Below are 23505 nucleotides of genomic sequence, written 5' to 3'. Positions count from 1 at the left end.
GCGGGCAAGAGGCGCGATGGGGGATCTGGTCGGGGTCCCTCGTCGCTCTGCCACCCCGTACCGGTCCTCCGGCATTCGCCGTACCGCTCCTCCGGCATTCGCTGACTGGTCCCGTACCGCTCCTTCGGAGCTCTAGGCTTCACTGGGACCCCACATCCCGGAGCAACCACCCGCGTCGCAGCGGCATCATTGCCGCTGTGCGCCCTCGCACGACCTGAAAGGACCCGCCCGACATGCCCGACGCAGTGCCCGGCAGCAGCTCCGAGGCCCGGCCCGCCGCCCAGGCCACGGCGGCCGAGGGACCTCCGCCGGCCGGCACGGTGATCGAGGTACGCGACGAGGAGTGGCTGGTCCGCAACAGCAAGCGACTGCCGTCCGGTGAGTTCCTCATCGAGGCGATCGGCGCCTCCGACCTGGTGCGCGGCCAGGAGGCCCGGTTCCTGGCGCCCACGATGGACGTGCCCCGCGTCCTGCGCCCCGAGGACACCCGGCTCGTCGCCGACAGCTCGCCGCACTTCCGGCGCAGCCGCCTCTTCCTGGAGGCCGTGCTGCGCAAGACGGCGCTGCCCCAAGGGGAGCGGCGTCTGGCGCTGACCGACGGTTTCCTGCTCGACCGCATGGACTACCAGCTGCGGCCCGCCGCCAAGGCACTGGCGAACCCGCTGCGGCCCCGGCTGCTGATCGGTGATGTGGTGGGTCTGGGCAAGACCCTGGAGATCGGGGCGCTGCTCGGCGAGCTGATCCGGCGCGGCCGCGGCGAGCGCATCCTGGTGGTCACACCCGCCCCGGTCCTCGAACAGTTCCAGCACGAGATGTGGACGCGCTTCTCCCTGCCGCTGGTCCGCCTCGACAGTGCGGGCATCGCCCGCATCGAGCGGAAGATCCCGGCGGGCCGTAATCCGTTCACGTACTACAAGCGCGTGATCATCTCCATGGACACGCTCAAGAACCCCAAGCGCTACCGTCCATGGCTGGAGAGCCTCCGCTGGGACGCCGTGGTCATCGATGAGTCCCACAACCTCATCAACCAGGGCAGCGAGCGCCGTGCTCTCGCCGATCTGCTCGCCGAGCAGACGGACGCACTGATCCTGGCGAGCGCGACTCCGCACAACGGCAACATGCCCGCCTTCACCGGCCTGATCCGCCTCCTCGACCCCATGGCGGTCAAGGACCCGCAGAACCCGAAGCCGGCGGAGCTGGAACATCTGATGCTGCGCCGGACCAAGGTCAGCGCCGAGGTGGCGGACCAGCTCAAGGGCCACTGGGCCCCGCGCGGCGGGTCCCACCCCGTGCGCTGCCAGGCCAATGCCCTGGAGGAAGAGGTCTTCCAGGAGCTCGCCGACCACTGGCTCAAGCAGCCCGACCAGCAGGCCGGCGCGGAGGACCGCCTCTTTCCGTACGTCCTGCTCAAGTCCTTCCTGTCCTCGCACCGCGCGCTGTTCGTCACGGTCCGCGAACGGCTCGCCAAGACCGGACACACCCTCCCCGAGCGGCACAAGATCACCGACGAGCCGCCGGCCGAGGTCGAGACGCACACACCCGAGGCGGCCTCCCTCCTGCGTCTGCTGGAGCTGGCCCGCGCGATCGACCGGGCGGCCACCGGGGACGCCGGGCTGACCGCCACGTCCAAGCTGGCGGGCCTGGTCGAGGAGCTGCGCCGCATCGGGGTGAAGGCGGGCAGCCCCCTGCGTGCGGTCGTCTTCTCCGAGCGCCGCGAGACCCTCGACTGGCTGGGCGAGGTGCTCCCGCCGTTGCTCGGCTGGACGGCGGAAGAGGACGCCAAGGCTGCGGTCAAGGTCCTGCACAGCACCGGTGTCTCGGACCGGGTCCAGATGGAATACGTCGACGAGTTCGCCCGTGCGGGCGGCGACGTACGGCTGCTGCTCACCGGCGACGGCGCCTCGGAGGGCGTCAACCTGCACCGTCAGTGCCACCACCTGATCCACTGGGACCTCCCGTGGAGCCTGATCAGGGTCGAGCAGCGCAACGGCCGCATCGACCGGTACGGGCAGACCAGGCCGCCCGAGTTCCGCGCCATGGTCCTGGAGTCGGCGACCGACGGGGCGCTGGACGACACTGACATCGCCGAGAAGGTCCTCGCCCGCGAGGAGCGGGTGCATGCGATCCTCGGCGCCGTCGAAGCGGCGACGAAGGCGAACGACGGCGCGCTGGAGGAGAAACGCGTCATGGAAGCACTGTTCAAGGGCGAGGCACCCCAGCAGGCCGTGGACGACCTGCAGACCGTTTCCCTGGACGACGGCGCCGCCCCCGCGGACCTGCCCCTCCCGCAGCAGCTGAACGCCGAGTTCGGTGCGGACTGCGATCCGTACGACGACTCGGCCACGTTCGGCTTCGACTTCGACGAGGACTACGAGGAGGACGCGGGCTTCGACTTCGACGACGCCGCGGACACCTCGGGCACCTCGGTCACCCCGGAAGTGCCGGCGGCGGACGCCTCCCGGGAAGCCCCGGCCGCGGACGGCGGCCACGCGCCCCTCCGCGTCGTCGAGGAGCTGCGGCTGTTCGCGGACCGGCGCGACTATGTCCTCGCCGGCCTGGACGAACTCGCGGACTTGGAACCGTTCCGTCTGGACACCACCGTGAACGGCACCGACCTCAGCTTCGACACCCCGGAGGACCTCGCCGACCGGCTCGACATCCTGCCCCCCGGTTATCTGCGCGACCACGGCATCACGCGCCGTATGAAGCTCACCTTCAGCCGGGAGGACGCGGCCGACTCCCTGCGGCGGGCGCGGGAGGACCTCGACTCCCCGTCGCTGTGGCCGGACGCCCACTACGTCGGTGAGCTGCACCCCGTCCTGGAGTGGATCACCGACAAGGTTCTGGTCCAACTGGGCCGTCAGCAGGCGCTCGTGATCCAGGTGAGCCGCGGCACCCGCGTGCCGGAGCCGGTCTTCCTCACCCAGGGCGTGTGGTCCAACCAGGACGGCCGCCCGACGGTCGTGGCCTGGCTGGCCGTCGACCGGCTGGGCCGCGACGGTGAGGATCCCCGGGTGCGGCAGCTGACCCGGCCGCTCCTCGCCGAGCTCGGACTGCGCCCCGACATGCCGGACCACTTCGCCCAGGGCGACCCGGCCGCGCTCCAGCACCACGTGCCGGCGGCCGTGGCCGCCACCCGCCGTGAGATGGACCGGCTGCGGGCCGAGGCGGAGAAGCACATCGACCGTCCGCTGCGGGAGTACGAGACGGAGGTCGGCCGCTGGCTGGAGCAGCCGCTGCCCGGCTTCAGCGGCGGGCGCAGCGCCCGCGAGCGGGCCGCCGAGAACCTCGAAGAGGCCGCGACCCGGCTGCGCACGACCGGCGACCCGATGATCCGGGTCCTGGCCGCCCTGGAGCCCAGCTCATGACCGCGGACACCGCGCCCGTCCCGGCACACACCCCGAACACCCCGGCGGACCAGGTCGACGATGGTCCCCGCCCCACCACTGACGCGATCCGGCAGGAGCAGCAAGCGTGAAGTTCGACGCGCTGATCAACGAGGGTGAGTACTTCCCGTCCTTCTACCTGGACGAGATCCTGCCCAAGCAGCTCAAGGCAGGCCGTCTGAAGGAGTGGACGGCCGAGGAGCGGCAGGGGCGCCCCACTCCCCGGCAGGGACTGCGGGACCTCACCTGGCCCTACCTCGACGTACGGATCACCGTGGGCGGCGAGGCCGAGAAGTTCAACCTCCTGCCCGACCCGGAGGCCATCGTCGCCCAGCAGACGGCGACCGAGGCGCTGAAGTCCCCGTCCGGTACGGAGGAGCCGCCCGTCTTCCGTCCCGAGACCGCGCCGCGCACCTACGGCGACAGCCCCGAAGAGGCATGGCGCGCGGACCTGCACGCCTGGCACGTCCGTATCCTGACCGCCCTCGGCTTCACCCCCACTCCCGGCCACCTCACCGTGCACGGCCCGGCCGGCCGCGCCGCCGTGCCCGTGGCCCACAGCGAGCCGGGTATCGCCGTGCTGACCGGCGGCTTCGCCGACGATGTCGCAGGCACACGGGGCGAAGGCTCGGCCAACCGCCTGGCCGCGCCCGTCCGAGTGGCCTCCGGCAAGACCCTCGCCACGGTCACCGATCTCGCCGCCTGGCTGCTCGCCGCCGACAACGCGCCCCGCTATCTGCTGCTCCTGTTCGGCGGGGTCATGGTCCTCGCCGACCGGGAGAACTTCGCGCGCGGTCGTCATCTGGCGGTCACCCTGGAGGTCGCCCTGCCCCGCAAGGGCATCAAGGGCGCGACCGCCGGCGAACTCGACGTGATCGCCGCCCTGTTCGGCGCGCCGTCACTGCGTCCGGCCCAGGACGGCGGGGACGACGACATCGCCCGTCTGGTGGCGGAGTCCCGTGACCACTCCGTGGGCGTGACCAACGATCTGCGCGAGGGCCTGAAGAAGTCCGTCCAGCTGATCGCCAACGAGGTCCTGGAACTCGCGGGCAAGAAGGGGGTCAGGCCCGCCGATCTCCCCGAGTGGCTCCCGGGCGCACTCGCGGAGCCCGGCGCACTCCCGCGCCTCCTCACCAACGAGTCGCTGCGCTACCTCTACCGCATCCTCTTCCTGCTCTACGCGGAAGCCCGCCCGGAGCTGGACATCCTCCCGATGAAGAGCGAGGAGTACGTCCAGGGCTACAGCGTGGCCCGGCTGCGTGAACTGGCGGTCCAGGAGAAGCTGTCCAGCACCTCCCGCGACCGCCACCACTTCCACGACTCCCTTGACCTGCTGTTCAAGAAGGTCTTCACAGGCCACCCCGTTGCCGACACCATCACCTCGCGCGAGGCCCTGCAGAGCACAGACCGCGCAGCGCCGGACACCGGGGCACCGGAGCTGTCCGAGGACGACGGCTACGAGGGCGTACGCATCGAGGCCCTGAAGTCCCGGCTCTTCGACCCGGCCTCGATCAAGCTCGTCGACCAGGAGATCACGCACCCCGACGACATCGCCCCCGACGGCACGGTCCCCGCCACGGCCCGCCGCCTGGACCTGCGCCTGCGCAACAAGGTCCTGCACCAGGTGCTGCGCAACCTGACCGTCGTCGAGGGCCGTGGGCGCGGCGGACGCGGCGGCTTCATCTCGTACGCGAACCTCAGCATCAACCACCTCGGCGCGGTGTACGAGGGCCTGATGTCCTACACCGGCTTCATCGCCGACGAGCCGCTGTACGAGGTCGCCAAGGGAGGTGACCCCAGCGGCGGCTCCTGGCTGATCCGGGCGAGCCAAGTCCAGTCCGGGCGTTATCCCGATGGCCCCAACGACAGCGTCTTCGTGAAGACGGAACTGAACCCGGAGACCAACCAGCGGGTACCGCTGCCGCACAAGGTCGACTCGTACGTGTACCGCTTGGCCGGGCGCGAACGCCAGACCAGCGCCTCGTACTACACACCGGAATCCCTCACCCAGGCCACCGTCGAGCAGACCCTGCGCTTCCGCCTCGACGAGAACGGCGAAGTCGACCCCAAGGAGCCGGAGAAGGCGTGGGTGAATGCGGCGGACGTCCTGAAGTGGCGGGTGTGCGAACCGGCCCTCGGTTCCGGCGCGTTCCTCAACGAGGCCGTCAACCAGCTCGCCGAGCTGTACCTGCGGCTCGCCCAGCGTGAGCGCGGCGTCGAGATCGATCCCGAGGACTACCAGCGCGAGCTGCAGAAGGTGAAGGCGTACATCGCCCTGCACAACGCGTACGGTGTCGACCTCAACGAGACGGCCGTCGAACTCGCCGAGATCTCCCTGTGGCTGAACACGATGCACCGGGGCATGAAAGCGCCTTGGTACGGCCTGCACCTCCACCGGGGCAACTCGCTGGTCGGCGCGGCCCGGAAGGTGTACCCCGGGAACAGCCTGAGCAAGGGCGGCTGGCTGACCACGAAGGCACCGCAGCGGCCCCGGCACGTTCCGCTGGGCGAGAAGCTGAAGACCCGCGAGGTGCACCAGTTCCTGCTTCCGGCGATGGGGTGGGGCTCGATCGGCGAGAAGGTGTCTCTGCGGACGCTGAAGAAGGGCACGCCGGAGGAGACGGTGAAGGCCGTCGTCGACGGTGATGTCGTGGACTGGCTCGAGCCCGAGCTGGTCGAGGCGATGCGCAAGTGGCGCTCGGCGATGCGGAGGAACCCGAAGGGCGACCCCAAGCGGGCGGCGCCGAAGAAGAAGGCGGCGCCGACCGCGGAGAAGCTGGCGGAGAAGGACGCCCGGCTGGGGCAGGGGGCGTTCGATTTTGGGCTGGAGATCTGGGAGCAGCCGTCGTTGGGGGTTGCTGCGGGGGAGGGCAACAGTGACGGCCGTGGCGGCGGTGCCGGTCGTGGTGGCGCCGGCGGCTCGGCGGGGGCCGCGGCCTCGGAGGAGGACGACAAGGAACCTGGGGCGGCGACGCAGACCGGACGGCTGATCAAACTCGCCCGGCGCGTCGAGTATCTGTGGGATCTGGTCGTGATGCGGCTGACGCTCTCCGAGCAGGAGATCTCACGGCATGTGGACGTCTGGGGCGCGGCGGTTCCGCGGGACGGACAGCGGCCGGGCGGCGGTGAGAGCCGTGCGCCGATGGATCGGGACGCCGTCCTGGAGGCGCTCCACCGCAAGGGCACGCCGTACTGGCGGCTGAAGCAGCTCATGGACGCCTGGTGTGCGCTGTGGTTCTGGCCGCTGGAGGAGATCGGGCTGCTCGACGGCTCGGATGAATTCGAGTACCGGCCGAACGGGGAGGACCGCACCGCGCTGAGGAAGGACGACCCCAGGCGTACGGTCCCTCTCAGATCCCTGGATGACTGGATCGAGTTCGCGGAAGCCGTGGTCGGGCGCGTCGATGTGGATACAGGGGAGGGGCAGCAGGCCTCGCTCCTGTCCTTTGAGGGCGTCAAGAGTCTCGACGAGCTGGATGACAAGGAGCATGAACTCGACCAGAAGATGATCGAGACTCTGGCCTGGTCCAGGCCAGCAGATCTGGGATCCACGTTCCCGTGGTACGGGACGATGATGCGGATTGCGGAGGAACGGGGCTTTTTCCACTGGGAGTTGGACTTCGCGCATGTCTTTGCGGAGGGCGGGTTCGACTTGATGGTGGGGAATCCACCGTGGGTCAAGCAGGAGTGGAAGGAGAGCGGTGTTCTCGCCGAGTTCGAGCCGTGGTTCGAGCTTGCGCAGAAGCCGACTAACGAGGCCTGGGACGAGCGCAAAGCCGAGGTCATGCAATGGGCGGGGGTCCGGTCGACGTTTCTGGGCGAGCTGGCGGACCATTCGGCGGTGTCGGGGTTCCTCGGGTCGGTGGACGCGTACCCGGAGCTGGTGGGGACGCAGCCGGATTTGTACCGGGCGTTCATGCTGCTGGGGTGGAGGGTCGTTGGGGAGCGGGGGGTTGCGGGGCTGATTCATCCGTCCACTCATTTCACAGGCGCGAAGGAGGCCGTGTTGCGGGGTGCGGCGTATCGCCACCTCCGGCTGCACGCAGATTTCGTGAATGAGCTCTTCCTCTTCGCCCGCCCCGTAGGGAACAGCAGCCACTTCAGCATCAATGTGTACGGCAGTGACAGAGACATCCACTTCCAGCACTTGAGCTGGCTCCTTCACCCCAGCGTGCTCGTCAAGTCTCTCCGACACAACGGAGAAGGCCCCCTGCCGGGCGTGAAGGATGCGGGCAAGTGGGACTTGCGCCCGCATCAGGACCGAATCGTCACTGTAGACAAGGCTCGTCTCGCCGAGTGGCGGGCTCTGGTCGGCGAAGAGAATCTGCCACTGGTCGAGCAGGCCAAGCTCCTATACCCCGTGACGCGAGCGGAGGAGTCGGCGATCACGGCGCTTGCGAGGTGGCCACACCGGCTTGCTGCGCTCGGTCCGCGCCTCAGTCCTGGCTTCCACGAAAAGAATGACCGCACTGCGGGGTATTTCACTTGGACCCCCGGACTGGTCGGCGGCTGGAAGGACGTCATCCTCCAGGGGCCGCTGATTAGCGTGGCAACGCCTTACCACCGGCAGGCTCCCGAGGGCGGTTCGAAGAGCGTGCGGGATTACGGGGCTTTGGACCATGTGAACATGTCAGCGAACGCGGTGCTACGCACCAACTACCGCCCGACTGGGGACCGTTCAAGATTCATCTCGCGACAGGACCGATGGTTGGATGGGAGCCGGTTCAATCAGTTGATCGCCGATCCGGAGGCAGTTGCGGCTGCGCAGGCAGACGTCAAGGCGGCTGATCCTGACTTGGGGCAAGGCGAACTCGACAAAGCCGTCGATGCGCTGCTGCGTGCGGCGAGTATGCGGCCATACTCAGAGTTCTATCGGGTGGCGTGGCGCGAAATGATCGCTTCCGATACGGAGCGATGCTTGTATGCAGCAATTATCCCCCCGGGTGCTACCCACATTCACGCAATGCGGAGTTCCGCGCTGCCGTCACCACGGCTCACGGCTCTTACTGCTGGGTTCTTCGCTTCGCTGCCGCTCGACTATTTCCTCCGGAGCTCAGGCCGCGGTCATCTCGACATGTCTGATGCCAAAGCCATGCCGGCGCCTACCCCAGGGCATCCCCTGGAGCAGGCCCTCCTCCTGCGCACCCTCCGCCTCAACTGCCAGGCGAACGCCTACGCCCCCCTCTGGGAAGAGCTGTACGACCCCACTTGGCAGCAGGACACCTGGGCCGCCGCCACCGAGTGGCCCGAAGCCACACGCCCACTCACCGAAGGCGTAGCCCCCGCCTGGACCCGCGAAACCCCCCTCCGGACGGAGTTCGCCCGACGCGCGGCCCTCGTCGAGATCGATGCCCTCGTCGCCGTTTGGCTCGGCATCAGCGCGGACGAGCTGGTGGCCATGTACGACGCCAGGTTCCCCGTGCTCCAGCAGTACGAGGAAAACATGTGGTTCGACGCGGCAGGTCGCCGTATTGCGAAGGCACACCAGCAGTACGGATACAGCCAGCCCAAGGGTGCCTGGAAGGAGCTGAGTTCACCCGAGGGGTTCCCGAACGAGTACAAGGTCCCGGGCGGTTACACCAGCCCCCTCTACCGGGCCCACCGCAAGGCCGAGACGCGTGCCGCCCACACGGAGTTCACCCGTCGCCTGCGCGAGGCCGGCTGGGGGCCCGGTGATACCCGGCCCCCAGGAGGCGAGAGCTGACAAGGCTCCCGCCTACGCGAGAGCCCTGCCGTCCGACAGGAACTGGCAGGGCTCTCGCGTACGTACGAGCGTCACACGCCCTGCCCCGACGAGGCCATCCCGACGAATCCCGCCCACGCCTCATGCGGCACCGTGATGATGGGCCCGGAGACGGCCTTGGAGTCCCGGATGTGCACAACTGCCGTACCGGCCGCGACCTCTACGCACTGACCGCCCTCGGTTCCGCTGTAGCTGCTCTTGAACCAGGCGAGGGCGGATGCGGCAGTCGAGGACTCAGCGTTGTTCATGGCGATCCCAGCACCCCTTCGATGAACTTCAGTGACTCTCGTGGAGAGAGAGCCTGCGATCGAATAATTCCATAGCGGGCGGCGGCGAGAACCGCCTGTTCCGGGTCGGTCTCAAGAGTGCTGGTTGCGTGGTTCTCGGCGTATACGAACTTCTTGCTGTCCTTCCGCGTGACGACCGTGAACGGCCCGTTCACGCCCGCGTTGTCCTCGCAGTCGACCGGCATGACCTGGATCTCGACGTTCCGCTTCTGGCCGATCAGCAGGAGTTGCTCCAACTGTCCCCGCAGCACGTCCTTGCCGCCGTACCGGTGCCGCAACACCGACTCGTCCATCACGAACCCCAGCAGCGGGGCAGGGCGTCGGTCGAAGATGTCCTGCCGAGTCAGCCGCGCAGCTACCCGGTGCTCGATCGTTTCCTGGTCCAGGGGTGGACGCCGCATAGCGAGCAGGGCCCTCATGTACTCCTCTGTCTGTAGGAGTCCGTTGACGACATGCGTGTCGTACATGAGCAGCTCAAGGCACTTCTTCTCCAACGCCGCCATCCCCTGAAAGAACACCGGATACTGCGCCCGCTCCACCTGCTCCTTCCACACGCACAGCAGCCCGTCCGCCCCCAACACTTCGTCGGCCCGGTCGATGGTCCGGGGCGACGGAATCCTCCGTCCCTGCTCGAACGCCGCGATCGTGGAAGCCGAGTACCCGAGCCGTTTCCCGAACTCCTCGCGCTCCATCCCCACCCGGAGGCGCAGGGTCTTCATGGTCTGCCCGAACGCCGTGACGATGCCCCGCCCGGCCTCGTCCTCGGGCCGCCGCCCGGCACCGTCGTCGCTCTCCCAGCCGTCCCCGAGGTTCACGACGGCTCCGCCGCCACCATCGTCCGGAAGGGATTCCGCTCCCGCTGCCCCACCCGTACGTTCCGTCATCGACACCGCCTCCCCGGACCAACGCCCCCTGCGGGACGCGGTCACGCCGCACGCTGCTTACCCGTACACACACCGTGCGTACAGCCCGTCCGCGTCGGTGCGTCACCACTGGTCACGCTACGCCACCAAGGGGACCGTGGTCGGCATGACGACCAAGCCCGACAGCATCACCGGCACCGCCCAAGCCGCCCCCTCCACCGCGTACTTGATCACCGCCCCCGACTCGGGCGAGCACGCCTTCGAGATGCGCTTCACCTCCACGCCCCTCGGGGCCCGCCTCGCCCGCCGGCTGGCCGCCGTCCGCCTGGACGCATGGGGGATGCCCTACGACACCGAGCCCCACGACGCGATCGTGCTGATCGTCGCCGAGCTGACCGCGAACGCTGTGCGGCACGGCCACGTGTCCGGTCGGGATTTCCACTTCCGTCTGAGCTGCGGGGCACGGGCCGGTACCGCCCGTGTGGAGGTCAGCGACACCCGCGGCGAATTCATGCCGCCCCGGCCGGTCGCCGTCCATCCCGCCCCGGGCATCGCGGAGTCCGGGCGGGGGCTTCTCCTGGTCGCCCACCTCGCCACCCGCTGGGACTGGCACCTACGGTCCGACGGCCCCGGCAAGACCGTCTGGGCGGAGTACGCGCTGCCGAGGGCAGGCGCGGCGGGCACGGTCCCCGGTGATCTGTGAAGAGCCGGGTGCACTGTCAGTACCAAGTCGTAGAGTGGAGCGTGATCACCCGAGGTAGTGAAGGCCGAGACGCGCCCCCCCGGGTGATCGGACTGCACACCGCGACACGGGATACGGGGGCCACCGCGCGTCATGAGACCCACACTGGCCGCGCAGACGCTGCGCGACACCACGGTCGAGTACCTGACGACGACGTTCGCGCTGGCCGAGCCCGACACCCAGGACGCCCTGGAGGACTTCCTCACCGACCCGGCCGACGGGCTTTTCCGCGGGCCCTATCTGCGCATCCGCCGCCCCTTCCGGCCGGCGGCGGACGGCTGGCAGCGCCATCTCGACTGGTATCCGGCGGACTTCCCGCCGCCGTATGCGCATCAGGCGGAGGCGTTCGCCCGGCTGACGAGCAAGGACGGGTACCGGCCGCAGCCGACCCTGGTGACCACCGGCACCGGCTCCGGAAAGACGGAGTCCTTCCTCATCCCCGTGCTCGATCACTGCCGGCGGGAGAAGGAGGCGGGCAAGCCAGGGATCAAGGCCGTCCTGCTGTATCCGATGAACGCACTCGCCGGTGACCAGGCGGACCGTCTCGGCGACCAGCTGACGGACGACCGGCTGCGGGAGGTGACGGCGGGGCTCTACATCGGCGAGGCGTCGTCCCGCGGCACGGCGCCGTACGGGCGGGTGGAGGTGGACCGGGCGGAGATCCGCCGCAACCCGCCGGACATCCTGATCACCAACTACAAGATGCTGGACCTGCTGCTCCAGCGGCAGCAGGACGCCTCCCTGTGGCGGGACGCCGACCTCGCGTATGTCGTGATCGACGAGTTCCACACCTACGACGGCGCGCAGGGCACGGACGTGGCGATGCTGCTGCGGCGGCTCGCGGCCGTCGTGGGGGCTGCTGAGGAGGGGCGGCCGCTCGGGTCGATCTGTCCGGTGGCGACCTCCGCGACCCTCGGGTCCGGGAACGCGGCGGGCGGGGCCGACGCCATGCTGCACGTGGCCTCGCAGGTGTTCGGGACGCGGTTCCCGGAAGATGCGGTGGTGGGGGAGGACCGGCGGGACATCGAGGAGTTCCTGTCGCCCGTCGACGACTTGCTGCCCCTGCCGTCGCCGGCCGAGCTGGCCGGCCTGCCCGATCCGACGCGGACGCCCGCCGGTATGGACGCCGTCGCCCGTGCGACCGTCGGGTGCGACACGGCCGATCCCCGCGAGCTGGGGCGACGGCTGCTGGCCCACCCCCTCACCCACGCGCTGTTGCATGCGAAGGACGAGCCCCTGACCTCCTTCGAGGCGCTCCAGGCGTTTCCCGCCGCGTCGGCGTGGCGGGCCGCGGCCGTTCAGGAGCCGGAGACCGCCGCGGCTGCCCTGGCGCGGTTCGTAGCGCTGATCTCGGTGGCCCGGGACCCGGAGGCGCCCGCCGGGAAGGAGCGGCCGCTGCTCCTCGTGGAGACACATCTGTGGCTGCGGGCGCTGTCGCGCGTACTGCGGTTCGTGGCGCCGGAGCCGGTGTTCTCCTGGTCGGACGCGGACCAGGCCGCTCTCACCGGACAGGCCGGACAGGAGCGCACGGACGAGGAGCGGCGGGCCGTGGCCCGGGCCGCGCAGGTGGAGCGGCGGCGGCATGCCGAGCGCTCCGGGCGGCTGCCCGCGGCCTACTGCCGCCACTGCGGCCGCTCCGGGTGGGCGGCGATCTGCCCCGACCGCAATCCGCAGAATCTGGTGCATGACCCGGACGAGGTCTATCGCTCCAGCGTGGTCGGCGGGGCCGCCAAGGGGCGGGTACGGGCGATGATCGCGGCCACCCCGGCGGAGGCGGCCGAGCAGGCGCGTGCCGCGCTGGCCCGCCGGGCGGCTAGGCGCGCCCGCCGGGGCGCCGCGCATGACGCGACCCTGCTGGTCCTGGAGGACAACGGCCGGGCACTGCGCAGACTGGACCCGGAGGAGGTCCTGCTCGACGAGGACCGGATCGCTCCGGCGCCCGAGAACGGCGTCTATGTATGGGTCTGGTTCGATAATCAGGAGCAGAGCGACTACGCCCAGCAGGACCGCTGCCCGGCCTGCGGTCAGACGCAGGGCATCCGCTTCCTCGGCGCCGGTGTCGCCTCGCTCGCCTCGGTCGTGGTGACCCAGCTCTTCACCGGAGGCGAGCTGCCGAAGCGGGACAAGGACAAGCGCGACCGCCGCAAGACGCTGATCTTCAACGACTCGGTGCAGGACGCGGCCCACCGTGCGGGGTTCGTGGCCAGCCGCTCCTGGAAGTTCTCGCTGCGCTCCCTCATTCATGAGCAACTGACGGAACGCATCCGCACCACCCCGGAGCTCGGGGCCGACGGTGTCCCGCTGAACGAGCTGATCTCTTCCCTGGTCAGCCGGGCCGCTGTCCCGGAGGAGCGGCTCCTCGCCTCCGTCGTACCGCCGGACCTGCACGACGTGGACCGGGTCAAGCGCCTGCTCGCGGGCAAGAAGCGCATTCCGGAGTCCACCTGGGAGCTGGTCGGCGAGCGCCTCGCCTTCAACACCCTGCTGGAGTTCGGCCTCTACTCCCGCCTGGGCCGCACCCTGGAACTCACCCGCACGGTTGCGGCCGAGGTCCACCTGCCCCACCCCGAGGCAGCGGCCAAGGCGGCGGAATCCCTCTACCGCGTCCACCAGGACAAGCTCCTGCCGATGGCCGCGGCGGACGCGGAACCGGGCGCGGGGGAGGGGAACGCCCTCGGCGCGGGAACGCCGCAGGTCGTCATCCCGGCCGAAGGGCCGGCGCGCCTGCGCTACTTCGAGGGCTATGTACGCGGACTCCTCGAACACATTCGGCAGATCGGCGGCATCCACCACCGGTGGCTGAACGCCTTCATCAACGAGGAGGGCCGCTCCCGGTACCCCGTCTCCAGTCTCCGTCCCCCGGGCATGCCCCGGTTCGGCCGCAACGAAGCCCCCGCCTTCGTACTGGTGGGCGCCCGCAGCGGACGCACCGACTTCGAACGGGTGGACACCCGGGACAGCTGGTACGTCGACTTCACCCAGCGGTGCCTCGACCTGGACCGGGAGACGGCAGCGGCCTATCTGGCGGCGCTCTTCGATCAGTTGGCCGGTGACGGGATCGGCGCACTGGCCCGGCGGCGGACCAACCCGGCGGACAAGCAGCTGGGACACGGCGTCTACGGGCTGACGCCCGGGCACGTACGGCTCCGCCCGCTGGACGACGAACAGACCGCGCGTGCCGCCCTCACCTGCCCCGAATGCGGCTGGACGCAGACCGTGCCGCCGGAGCGGGCATCCGTATGGCAGGGCACGCGCTGCCCGCTCAAGCGCTGCGAGGGAGCGCTCGCCCAGCCCTCGGCAGCGGTCGGCGGTCGCGCGACCCGTGACTACCGTTCCGACTACTACCGGCGTCTGTACCGGGAGGCCGAGCCGTACAGCGTGGTCGCGGCCGAACACACCGGCGTCCTCAAGCGCCGGGAGCGCGAGGAGGTGGAAAAGGGGTTCCGCCGTGGGGTCCAGCACACCGACCCGAACGTCCTGTCCTGCACCCCGACCCTCGAACTCGGCATCGACATCGGACAGTTGGAGGCGGTCATCCTCGCCTCCCTGCCGCCGTCCACGGCCGGTTATGTGCAGCGGGTCGGCCGCGCGGGCCGCGCCACCGGCAACGCCTTCATGGTGACGCTGGCCGACACCAGCCCCCGCGCGCTGTACCACCTCGCCGAACCCCAGCACCTCATCGCGGGCCCCATCCTGCCGCCCGGGTGCTTCCTGTCCGCAGGTGAGCTGCTGTGCCGTCAGTACACCGCGTACCTGATTGACCGCGCGGCCCGGGGTGACCTGGAAGGTGTCATCCCCCTTCCGGATCGGGTCACCCAACTGGTGGGCCGTGCGGGCTGGTTGACACAGTTCCGCAAGGGCGCCGCCGGACGCATGGACCTCGCGGAGAAGTTCCTGCGCCTGTTTCCCGAGATCGACGGGGTCCCGAGCTCCGGCGCCTCCCGCGATGCCCGCAAGGCGCTGCGGCGCTACGCGGAGCACAAGCTGGCCGATGATCTGGTCGCTGCGGAGCGAGCCTGGGAGGAAGAGCGCGCCGAACTCGCCCGGCGCCGCCTCCTGATCAACGACGCGGCCGACGCGCTTCAGGAGGCCGTGGAGGACGAGGCGCGCGAAAAGCGCAACCTGGTCCGCGAGGCGACCGGTGTCACCAAGCTCCTCGCGAAGATGGCCCAGACGGATGCCCAGAGCTTCCTCGTCGAACACGGGCTGCTGCCCAACTACAGCCTCGTCGAGGACGGCGTACGTCTGGAGGCCATGCTCAGCTACAAGGAGCCCGCGCGAAAGGCCCGTTCGAAGGACGAAGGCGAGACACCCAACGCCCGCTGGAGCAACGACCCACGGACGTACGACCGGCCCGCCGAGGCCGCCCTCACCGAACTGGCCCCGGGTAACGCCTACTACGTACGTGGCTACCGGCACGTCGTCGACGGCTTCGATCTCGGCCCCAACAGGCGGGACACCGCCGACGGCACGCCGTCCGGGCTGCAGACGTGGCGGGTGTGCAACGAATGCGGTCACGTCCGCACCGGTGAGCGCGCCGAGCAGGACACCTCCGCCTGCCCGCGGTGCGGCGGCACCGGCATCGGCGGGCGCTTGGCCCTGCACCGGGTGGTGGTGCCCCGCAAGGTCACCGCCCATGACAAACGGGACGACGCGCGGATCGTCGACGACCGCGACAGCCGCACCCGGACCGCGTACACGACCGTTACCGCTGTTGACATCGACCCGGCCGACATCAAGCAGACCTGGCGGCACCAGAAGACCACCTTCGGTGTGGACCATGTCCGCGAGGCGGTCATCCGCCGCTTCAACCTCGGCAAGCACCGGCACGGCCGGCGCAACGACACCCACTTCGCCGGTACCGAAGTGGCCATCACCGGATTCACCGTGTGCCCGCGGTGCGGCGGCGCTTCGGACCGCGAGCCCGGCCACGGACCCACCCAGGAATCGATCAGCCAGTCCCTGCTCGGCCGAGCAGAGCTGGCCCACCACCGGCCGTGGTGCCCCACCCGGCGCCGTGACAAGCAGGCCAGGCCGGAAGACGTTCAGGTGATCACCGCCACCGAGCACAGCACGGAGGCCCTGCGCATCCTGCTGCCGGCCGCCACGCTGAACGTCCCCGAGCGGCTCGCCTCCTTCTCCGCCGCCCTCCACCTCGGCCTGGCCCAGCGCTACGGCGGCGACCCGGCGCACATCCGCTCCGCGCCCGCCACCGAACCCGACCGCGAGACCGACCTCACCCGCAACTACCTGGTCCTGTACGACGCCCTGCCCGGCGGCACCGGCTATCTACAGCGCCTTGTGGACCGCGACGGGGAGGAGTTCCGGGCCGTACTCGCCGCCGCCCAGCAGGAGCTGCGGAAGTGCCCCTGCGCCGACACCCCGCGCCGGGCCTGCCACCGCTGCCTGCTCGGCTATGCCCCGGAGCGCGACTACAAGGACGTCGACCGGCAGGAAGCCCTGTGGATGCTGGACCATCTGCTGGGCTCCGACGGCCGCAGCGGATGGGACGTTCGCAAGGACTCGGCCGACGCCGAACTCCGCTTCGCCGACCAGGCGGAGAGCGACCTGGAGCGCCGTTTCATCGAATGCCTCCGCCGCTGGCTCGCGGCCCCGGGCAACGCGGTCTCGGCGGACCACGCCTCGACGCCCACTGGCCGGAACGGCGTACAGTTCACCCTCACCAGGCCGGACGGCAGCCCGGTCCACTGGGAGGTCGTCGCCCAGAAGGACCTCCACGGCTACCGCACCCGCCCCGACCTGCTGTTCCGCCCGGTCGCCGGAGACACGACCAGCGATGGGGCGCCACCGTTGCCGATCGCCGTCTACCTGGACGGCTACCGCTGGCACGCCTCCTCCCACACCAACCGCATCGCCGGCGACGCGGCCAAGCGCGCCCGGCTGCGCGCCGACGGCATACTCGTCTGGCAGATCACCTGGGACGACGTCGCCGCCTGGGACCGTGACCTGAAGGACGAGCCGGCGCCGGGCCCGGACGCGGCACCCGACCCGCTCGCCGCCGTCATCGCCGGTGCCGAGGCCGACGCGGCGTGGCCGCCGTACGACGTGACGTCCGTCGCGGGCCCCGGCGCCAGGGTGCGCGAGCAGTGGCGAAAGGCGCGACGCGACGCCTCGGAAGTGGACAAGCTCCTGTTCACCGGAGCCATTCCCGCCCTGCTCGGCTTCCTGCGCGATCCCCGGCTCAACAAATGGCAGCAGCTCGTCCAGCTCGCCGTCAGCGCGCCCGCCGCCCTGCGCAAGAGCGAGCTGGTCGACGCGGATCCGGTGACCGCCGCCGGGTGGATCGGGGCCGCCGTACGAGGTGAAGCCGCACCGTCCGTCTCGGGGCAAGGTCTCAAACTGCTGTCCTTCCAGGACGGCTCCGGGCTACCGCTCGTCCTCGCCGGAGCGCGGCGTGCCGACGGTAAGGGGCTGCGCTGGAGCGCCCTCGCTGTGCTGGACGACCGGCCGGAGGCCGTCGAAGGCGACCGGGCCGACCACCGCCGCCGGTGGAAGGCGTGGCTGTGCTGGGGCAACCTCATCCAGTTCCTCGACCCCACGGGCAGCGGCCAGGCGGACGGTCTCGCACTCGCCCGCACCACGCTCGACACCTTCGACGCCACCCTGCTCGCTGCCACGGCCGGCCCGGTCAGCGGGCTGCTGCCGGCACTGCGCGACGAGGCCCGGGGCACCGGGCTCAGCCCGTCCGACGTGGACGTCCACTTTCCGGTGGAGGCGAAGGAACAAGCAGCCGCCAAGCCTTCCGAACCCGACGACGGCATGACTCCTCTGGAGCGCACCGCGTGGGAACTGGTCCTGGGGCAACTGTCGAAGTGGGGTGACCCGGAGGTTGCGGAACTCGCCACACGGCTGGCGGCCCACGGCGATGTCCCCGCCGGCAAGGCGAATTGGGACGTCGACGGTGTGCCACGCACCGTCGAACTCGCCTGGCCCGGCCCTAAGATCGGGGTAGTCCTGGCCGAAGACGCCGAGGACACCGAGTACATGGCGCGGTGCGCGGCAGCAGGCTGGCAGGTGCGCTCGCCGGATGCCTGGGAAGTCGAGGAACTCGCCCGTCTGCTGGGCGAGGAGGGGGTCGCGGGATGAACCATGGGGCGGGCCGTCCGGCCGGTCGGGCCAGGACGCGGGTCCAGGTGGGCCGACAGGCGCACGGTGACCTGGAACGCCGGGGCGGGGCCGTGGCGGACGCGGTGGGAGACTTCGTCCACCGGCTGCGCGCCGACCGCACCAACCGGGCGCTGCGCCTGTCCTTCCTGCGGGCCGCGGGGGACAACGGAGACCTGCATCTCGCGCACGCCGACACCCGCTGTATGGTCCTGCTCCTGTCGACGGACGCCGGTGACGAGATGCGGGTCCTGGCGGTGCGCGACGGAGCTCGGGCCCGCGACGAACTCGCCCGGCTCACGGTGGAGATCAACGCGGTCTCGGGTGCCGTCGAGGTCGTCGACCAGAGCGAAGTCAGCGCCAACGTCGTTGCCCTCCTCGACCGGACCGAGGACCAGGCCTCGGACGAGGCCGGCACGCCTGCCCCACCCGACACCACCACGCCCGAAACCGGGCCCCCGCCCCTCACCGGCAGCCTGCGGACGCCCCTCTTCGGCCGGTACGACGACCGCACCCTCACCGGCCTCGGCGTGATCCCCTCGCTGCTGCCCGCCCTCCGCGAGATCACCACGGACGAGCAGTTCGGGAAGCTCCTCGCCCACAACCTTCCCGAACTCACCCGTGATGTCCTCCTGGCGCTGCGCGACCGCCTGGAGCCGGAGGATGTGCAGCGCCACATCACGGACAAGTGGCGTGCCGACGAGGACGTCAACACCGGCGACTGGGCGCGGGCGGCCAGGCGTGCCGTCTCCCAGGCGGAAACCGACGACGACGCCGTCCTCGGCGCGCTGGGCAAGAGCTTCGACGCCTGGCGGCTGTTCCTCCACCCGGAACAACAGCGCCTCGCCAGGGGCAACTTCAAGGGCTCGGCAAAAGTGACCGGCGGCCCCGGCACCGGCAAGACCGTCGTCGCGCTGCACCGCGTACGCCATCTCGTCGACCGGCTGCCTCCCGGCCACTCCCGCCCGGTGCTCCTCGCCACCTACAACACCAATCTCGCCCTGGACCTCAGGGACCGGCTGGGGCAACTGGGCGGCGACGCGCTGCTGAGCCGCGTCGACGTCCGATCGGTCGACGCACTGGCCCGCGAGGTCGTCCAGGAGGCCTGCCCGGAGCTGGGCCGGCCGCTGGACGACGAAGCGTCCATGAATGTGTGGCACACGGTGCTCGCCGAGACGGGCCTGCTCGGATACGACGCCGATTTCCTGGACGCCGAGTTGAAGCATGTGTTCCTCGCCGGCGGCTGCGGCTCGTGGGACGCCTACCGGCGCGTCGGCCGCTCGGGACGCCCGCGTATCAGCACGGCCCAGCGGTATGACGTGTGGCAGCTGGTGCAGGCGTACAAGGACCATTTGGACACCCCGCCACGGCAGACGACGTACGCGCTCATCGCCGATCGGGCGGCCGGACTCGAACAGCATCGGATGGCCCGTGTCGAGGAGCAGGCCCGCTACAAGGACGAGGCGGGCGGCCGTGACCTCATCCACCGGGAAGCGGGCAGCGGCATGTGGCTCCGGCCTCGCTATCAGCACATCGTGGTGGACGAGGCGCAGGACCTGTCCGCTTCGCACTGGCGCATGCTGCGCGCCATGGTCCGCAAGGGGCCGAACGACATCTTCCTCGCGGGAGACGCCCACCAGCGCATCTACGGCAACCGAGTCGTTCTCAGCCACCAAGGCATCGAGATCCGAGGCCGTGCCTCGCGCCGCCTCACCCTCAACTACCGCACCACCCGCGAGATCCTGGGCAGTGCGAACCGTCTGATCTCCGGCGCATCCTTCGACGACCTGGACACCGGAACCGACAACCTCGACGGCTACCGGTCCGTTCTGACCGGACTTGCCCCTCAGCTCTGGCGCGCGCCCGACCGGCTCTCCGAAATGCGTGCCGTGGCCACGCTCATCAAGGAGCGCCATGACGGCCACGGCACGCCGTACTCAGCCATGGCAGTCAGCGTGCCCGAAGGCAGCTCCGCCCAGGAGTTCGCCAATGTCCTCGCCAGGGAGCCGTACTTCCTTCCGGTGGTGGAACTCGGCAAGGAGGGAGTGCGCTCCGACCTGGACGCCGTGCGCATCGGCACCATGCACCGTTTCAAGGGGCTCGAATTTCAACGCGTGTTCCTGACCTGTGTGGGCGAGGGGCAGGTGCCGCACCAGCGCATCGAGCGCTACCGCCGCGACACCCCGGACCGCTACCGCCAGGAAGAGCAGCGGGCTCGCTCTCTGGTGTTCGTCGCCGCCACCCGCGCCCGTGACGAGCTCGTCGTCACATGGAGTGGCAGGGCCAGTCGTTTCCTTCCAACGGACGCGGACAAGACTGCCTACCACGCGACGGACCTGCTCAGGCAGGAGGGACCACCGTCCGATTCTTCGGGATCCGCTGCCGCCTGAGCGCGTGGTCCGTGCCAAAAGGCGTTGCTCACATGGAACCCGTTCGGAAGCAACTTCGCTGCCCGGACGGTCTCGGTACGTATCTTCTTCGCCAGCTTGCGTGATCGGGAAGCTCGAGCGAGGGATCGGTCCCTGAGGGACACCTGTGCGGGCGCTGCGCGCATGGCAGAACTCCGCGTGCAGGGCAAGACTGAGCTTCCCGACCGCGACGAGACGCTGATGCTCTTCTACGAGCGGGGCGGCGAGTTCTTGTACGACAACGGCGGTGGTCTTGATCTAACCGGGGTGTCGTTCCGCCCCAAGGGCCTGCGGCACAACCTCGGCAGTGTTCCCCTCGTCGTACTCCGTGGTGACGTACTCGATGCCCTGGACGCCGGGGGACACGTTTCCTTCTACGCAACGGGCGAGGGCGGCCGGGGTCCCGTCCTCAGGTACCGCCTACTGCCGGGCGGCGAGTCCGGGGAGAACCTGAAGTGACCGAGAACTCTTCACGCAGGGTGTTGGAACGGCTGCGTGCCATTGACTGGGCCGATGATTTCGCGGCATCCGCACATACGCGCGAAGGGGTTCGCGCCGGCGCTGCCCGTTTCCTCCAACTGAAGCCGACGGTGTGGCATATTCACGTCCGATCCGCGACCGTATGCTGCATGAGTTCCGACGAATCCGAGATGCGTGAAGCGGTCCGCGAGCTGGCGACGGCATTAGAGACGATGCTCAACCTGGTCAAGGCTGACGCGCTTCCCGTAACGCCCGAAGCTCACAGCCTCATGCGGAAAGTGATGGTCTTCCTCGACGAGTCGACCGACCAGATCACCGATCCTGACAGGTCCGGTGAGATCCTCCCCTTGGCCACCGCACTCAACAGGCTGGTCCTCTCGGCGCGGGAGCAGATCCTCGACGATGCAGTCGCCGCCTCGCCGTTGCCGGACCATCCGGACATGTGAACACCCCACGCCGGGCCTGGGACGAACAGGGCGAGGTCGGGAGGCTACTTCACGGCGCACAGCCAGGGTTGACCAGGGTCTGCGGGAGTGGGGGCCGCCCAGATGCGGCCGAGCTGGGCCGGCGGCCGCAGCACCGCGCCTCCGTCGTCCCCGGTCCTGGCTGTGGCGGCACTGCTGTGTCCTCCCGGGAGAACCACCGGCCGCTGCCGGGCGCGGTCCGCCTGCCCATGGACGCCGATCGCGGTTCACGAAGGGGGAGTCTGCCGACAGCCGCCGGGCTGCGTGGGAGGCTGCCGTGTGGCTACCTCACATCACTCGGTGGCTTGGGGCGGAACCCCCAATCCGCTGTCGGTGCGCCGCCACCCCGCCTGCGGCGCACTCGCGTCGCTGGCCACTCCGGGCGTGCTCCACGGTGGCTGGACGCCAATCGGACGCCGGCCTGTGTCCGTCGCCCCGCCCACCGTCGCCCCGCCCACCGTCGCCCCGCCCACCGGGGCGACGGTGGGCGGGGCGACGGATCGGACGGGAGTCGCCGCGATCAGACCGCCGCAGCCGGGTACGTCGGGTACTCCACCCCGGAGACGTGCTGGACGACGCGGATGACCTGGCAGGAGTAGCCGAACTCGTTGTCGTACCAGAGGTAGAGGATGGCGTTGTCGCCCTCGACCTTGGTGGGGCCGGCGTCGACGATCGAGGCGTGGCGGGAGCCGATGAAGTCGCTGGAGACCGCGTCGGGGGCCGTGGTGAAGTCGATCTGGCGCTTGAGCGGCGAGGTCAGCGAGACGTCGCGGAGGTAGTCGAGGACCTCCTGGCGGGTGGTCTCGCGTCCGAGCTGCAGGCTGAGGATCGCGATCGAGACGTCCGGCACCGGGACGCGGATCGAGCTGCCGGTGATCGTTGCCTTGAGGTCGGGCAGCGCCTTGGCGACGGCGGAGGCGGCACCGGTCTCGGTGATGACCATGTTCAGCGGCGCCGAACGGCCGCGGCGGTCGGAGTTGTGGTAGTTGTCCAGCAGGTTCTGATCGTTGGTGAACGAGTGGATGGTCTCCACATGACCGCGCAGGACGCCGTACTCGTCCGCCATCGCCTTCAGCGGCGGGACGATCGCGTTGGTGGTGCAGGACGCGCAGGACAGGATCTGGTCGTCCGGCTTGATCATGTCGTGGTTGACGCCGTGGACGACGTTGGGGACGTCGCCCTTGCCCGGCGCGGTCAGGACGACCTTGGCGATGCCGGGGCGGAGGTGCTTCGACAGGCCCGCGCGGTCGCGCCACTTACCGGTGTTGTCGATGAGGATGGCGTCGTTGATGCCGTACGCCGTGTAGTCCACCGACGTCGGGTCGTCGGAGTAGATCACCTTGATCTCGTTGCCGTTGGCGATGATCTTGCTGTTCGCCTCGTCAACGGTGATCGTGCCCTGGAACTGGCCATGGATGGAGTCACGGCGCAGCAGCGAGGCGCGCTTGACGATGTCCTGGTCGCCGCCCCCGCGGACGACGATGGCGCGCAGCCGCAGGCCGTTGCCGGAGCCGGCCTTCTCGATGAGCAGGCGGGCGACGAGGCGGCCGATGCGGCCGAAGCCGTAGAGCACGACGTCGCGCGACTCGCGGCGCTCGATCTTGTTCTCACCCGTGGCGCCGGCGACAGCCTCGGCGGTGAACTCCTCCACCGACAGACCGCGGTCGTCGGTCCGGTACGTCTCGGCGAGCAGGGCGATGTCGATCTGGGACGGGCCGAGATCGAGCGAGGTCAGAGCCTGGAGGAACGGCATCGTCTCGGTGACCGAGAGCTCCGTGCCGGCGATCTGCCGGGCGAAACGGTGGGTCTTGAGGATGCTGACCACCGACTTGTTCACCAGGGAGCGGCTGTGCAGCAGGACCGTGACGTCCTGCTCCCGGTGCAGCTTCCCGATGATCGGGATCATCGATTCCGCGATCTCCTCGCGGTTTTTCCAGTTGGTGAACGAGTCGTCATTGACAGTCACAGGCTTATCTTTCGAGCTAGGCGGTGCTCATATGCTAGCGC

Annotated in this window: 10 protein-coding genes; 7 read left to right on the top strand and 3 right to left on the bottom strand. The window is 69.8% G+C overall.

Translation table 11 applies throughout. From position 1 onward, the window contains the following. Nucleotides 1–233 precede the first annotated feature (233 nt). Both SLV14N_RS09900 and SLV14N_RS09895 read left to right on the top strand, forming a co-directional pair. Nucleotides 234–3368, top strand: coding sequence for a DEAD/DEAH box helicase (locus SLV14N_RS09900; protein WP_263269065.1), 3135 nt, complete (start codon nt 234–236; stop codon nt 3366–3368). A 106-nt stretch (nt 3369–3474) separates the two neighbouring features. Beyond that, a complete protein-coding gene (locus SLV14N_RS09895) occupies nt 3475–9090 on the top strand; it encodes a DNA methyltransferase (protein ID WP_263269064.1) in 5616 nt (1871 codons plus the stop codon). A gap of 71 nt (nt 9091–9161) precedes the next feature. On the opposite strand, the gene SLV14N_RS09890 is transcribed toward SLV14N_RS09895, so the two are convergent. Continuing rightward, nucleotides 9162–9377 carry a DUF397 domain-containing protein gene (locus SLV14N_RS09890; RefSeq protein ID WP_263269063.1) on the bottom strand — a complete coding sequence of 72 codons (216 nt, stop codon included), beginning with the start codon at nt 9375–9377 and terminating at the stop codon, nt 9162–9164. Then, nucleotides 9374–10300, bottom strand: coding sequence for a helix-turn-helix transcriptional regulator (locus SLV14N_RS09885; RefSeq protein WP_263269062.1), 927 nt, complete (start codon nt 10298–10300; stop codon nt 9374–9376). The genes SLV14N_RS09890 and SLV14N_RS09885 overlap by 4 nt, the downstream gene beginning before the upstream one ends. 145 nt (nt 10301–10445) lie before the next feature. On the opposite strand from SLV14N_RS09885, the gene SLV14N_RS09880 reads away from it, so the two are divergent. The 5 genes from SLV14N_RS09880 (at nt 10446) to SLV14N_RS09860 (ending at nt 21480) form a co-directional block, all read left to right on the top strand. Beyond that, a complete protein-coding gene (locus SLV14N_RS09880; protein WP_263269061.1) occupies nt 10446–10982 on the top strand; it encodes an ATP-binding protein in 537 nt (178 codons plus the stop codon). A gap of 132 nt (nt 10983–11114) precedes the next feature. Continuing rightward, entirely contained in the window at nt 11115–18128 is a 7014-nt protein-coding gene (locus SLV14N_RS09875) for a DEAD/DEAH box helicase (RefSeq protein WP_263269060.1), read from the top strand. After that, the gene (locus SLV14N_RS09870) at nt 18125–20536 is read left to right on the top strand and encodes a 3'-5' exonuclease (protein WP_263269059.1); all 2412 of its coding nucleotides are present in this window, start codon (nt 18125–18127) and stop codon (nt 20534–20536) included. Before SLV14N_RS09875 ends, SLV14N_RS09870 begins: the two co-directional genes overlap by 4 nt. Before the next feature lie 162 nt (nt 20537–20698). After that, nucleotides 20699–21013 carry a hypothetical protein gene (locus tag SLV14N_RS09865; RefSeq protein WP_263269058.1) on the top strand — a complete coding sequence of 105 codons (315 nt, stop codon included), beginning with the start codon at nt 20699–20701 and terminating at the stop codon, nt 21011–21013. Beyond that, nucleotides 21010–21480: a hypothetical protein gene (locus tag SLV14N_RS09860; protein ID WP_263269057.1), complete on the top strand. Its 471-nt coding sequence runs from the start codon at nt 21010–21012 to the stop codon at nt 21478–21480. The genes SLV14N_RS09865 and SLV14N_RS09860 overlap by 4 nt, the downstream gene beginning before the upstream one ends. Nucleotides 21481–22018: 538 nt before the next feature. Here SLV14N_RS09860 and SLV14N_RS09855 read toward each other — a convergent pair. Beyond that, a complete protein-coding gene (locus tag SLV14N_RS09855; protein WP_208680615.1) occupies nt 22019–23464 on the bottom strand; it encodes a glyceraldehyde-3-phosphate dehydrogenase in 1446 nt (481 codons plus the stop codon). Nucleotides 23465–23505 lie beyond the last annotated feature (41 nt).

The organism is Streptomyces sp. Je 1-4 4N24, assembly GCF_026239515.1.
GTDB classification, from domain to species: domain Bacteria; phylum Actinomycetota; class Actinomycetes; order Streptomycetales; family Streptomycetaceae; genus Streptomyces; species Streptomyces nigrescens.
This window is presented reverse-complemented; position numbering and strand designations above follow the sequence as displayed.

Bases quoted from the DNA above. Each gene is read 5' to 3' on its own strand.
- SLV14N_RS09870 (WP_263269059.1), top strand. From the start codon at position 18,125: ATGAACCATGGGGCGGGCCGTCCGGCCGGTCGGGCCAGGACGCGGGTC.
- SLV14N_RS09900 (WP_263269065.1), top strand. From the start codon at position 234: ATGCCCGACGCAGTGCCCGGCAGCAGCTCCGAGGCCCGGCCCGCCGCC.
- SLV14N_RS09875 (WP_263269060.1), top strand. From the start codon at position 11,115: ATGAGACCCACACTGGCCGCGCAGACGCTGCGCGACACCACGGTCGAG.
- SLV14N_RS09880 (WP_263269061.1), top strand. From the start codon at position 10,446: ATGACGACCAAGCCCGACAGCATCACCGGCACCGCCCAAGCCGCCCCC.
- SLV14N_RS09885 (WP_263269062.1), bottom strand. From the start codon at position 10,300: ATGACGGAACGTACGGGTGGGGCAGCGGGAGCGGAATCCCTTCCGGAC.
- SLV14N_RS09865 (WP_263269058.1), top strand. From the start codon at position 20,699: ATGGCAGAACTCCGCGTGCAGGGCAAGACTGAGCTTCCCGACCGCGAC.
- SLV14N_RS09890 (WP_263269063.1), bottom strand. From the start codon at position 9,377: ATGAACAACGCTGAGTCCTCGACTGCCGCATCCGCCCTCGCCTGGTTC.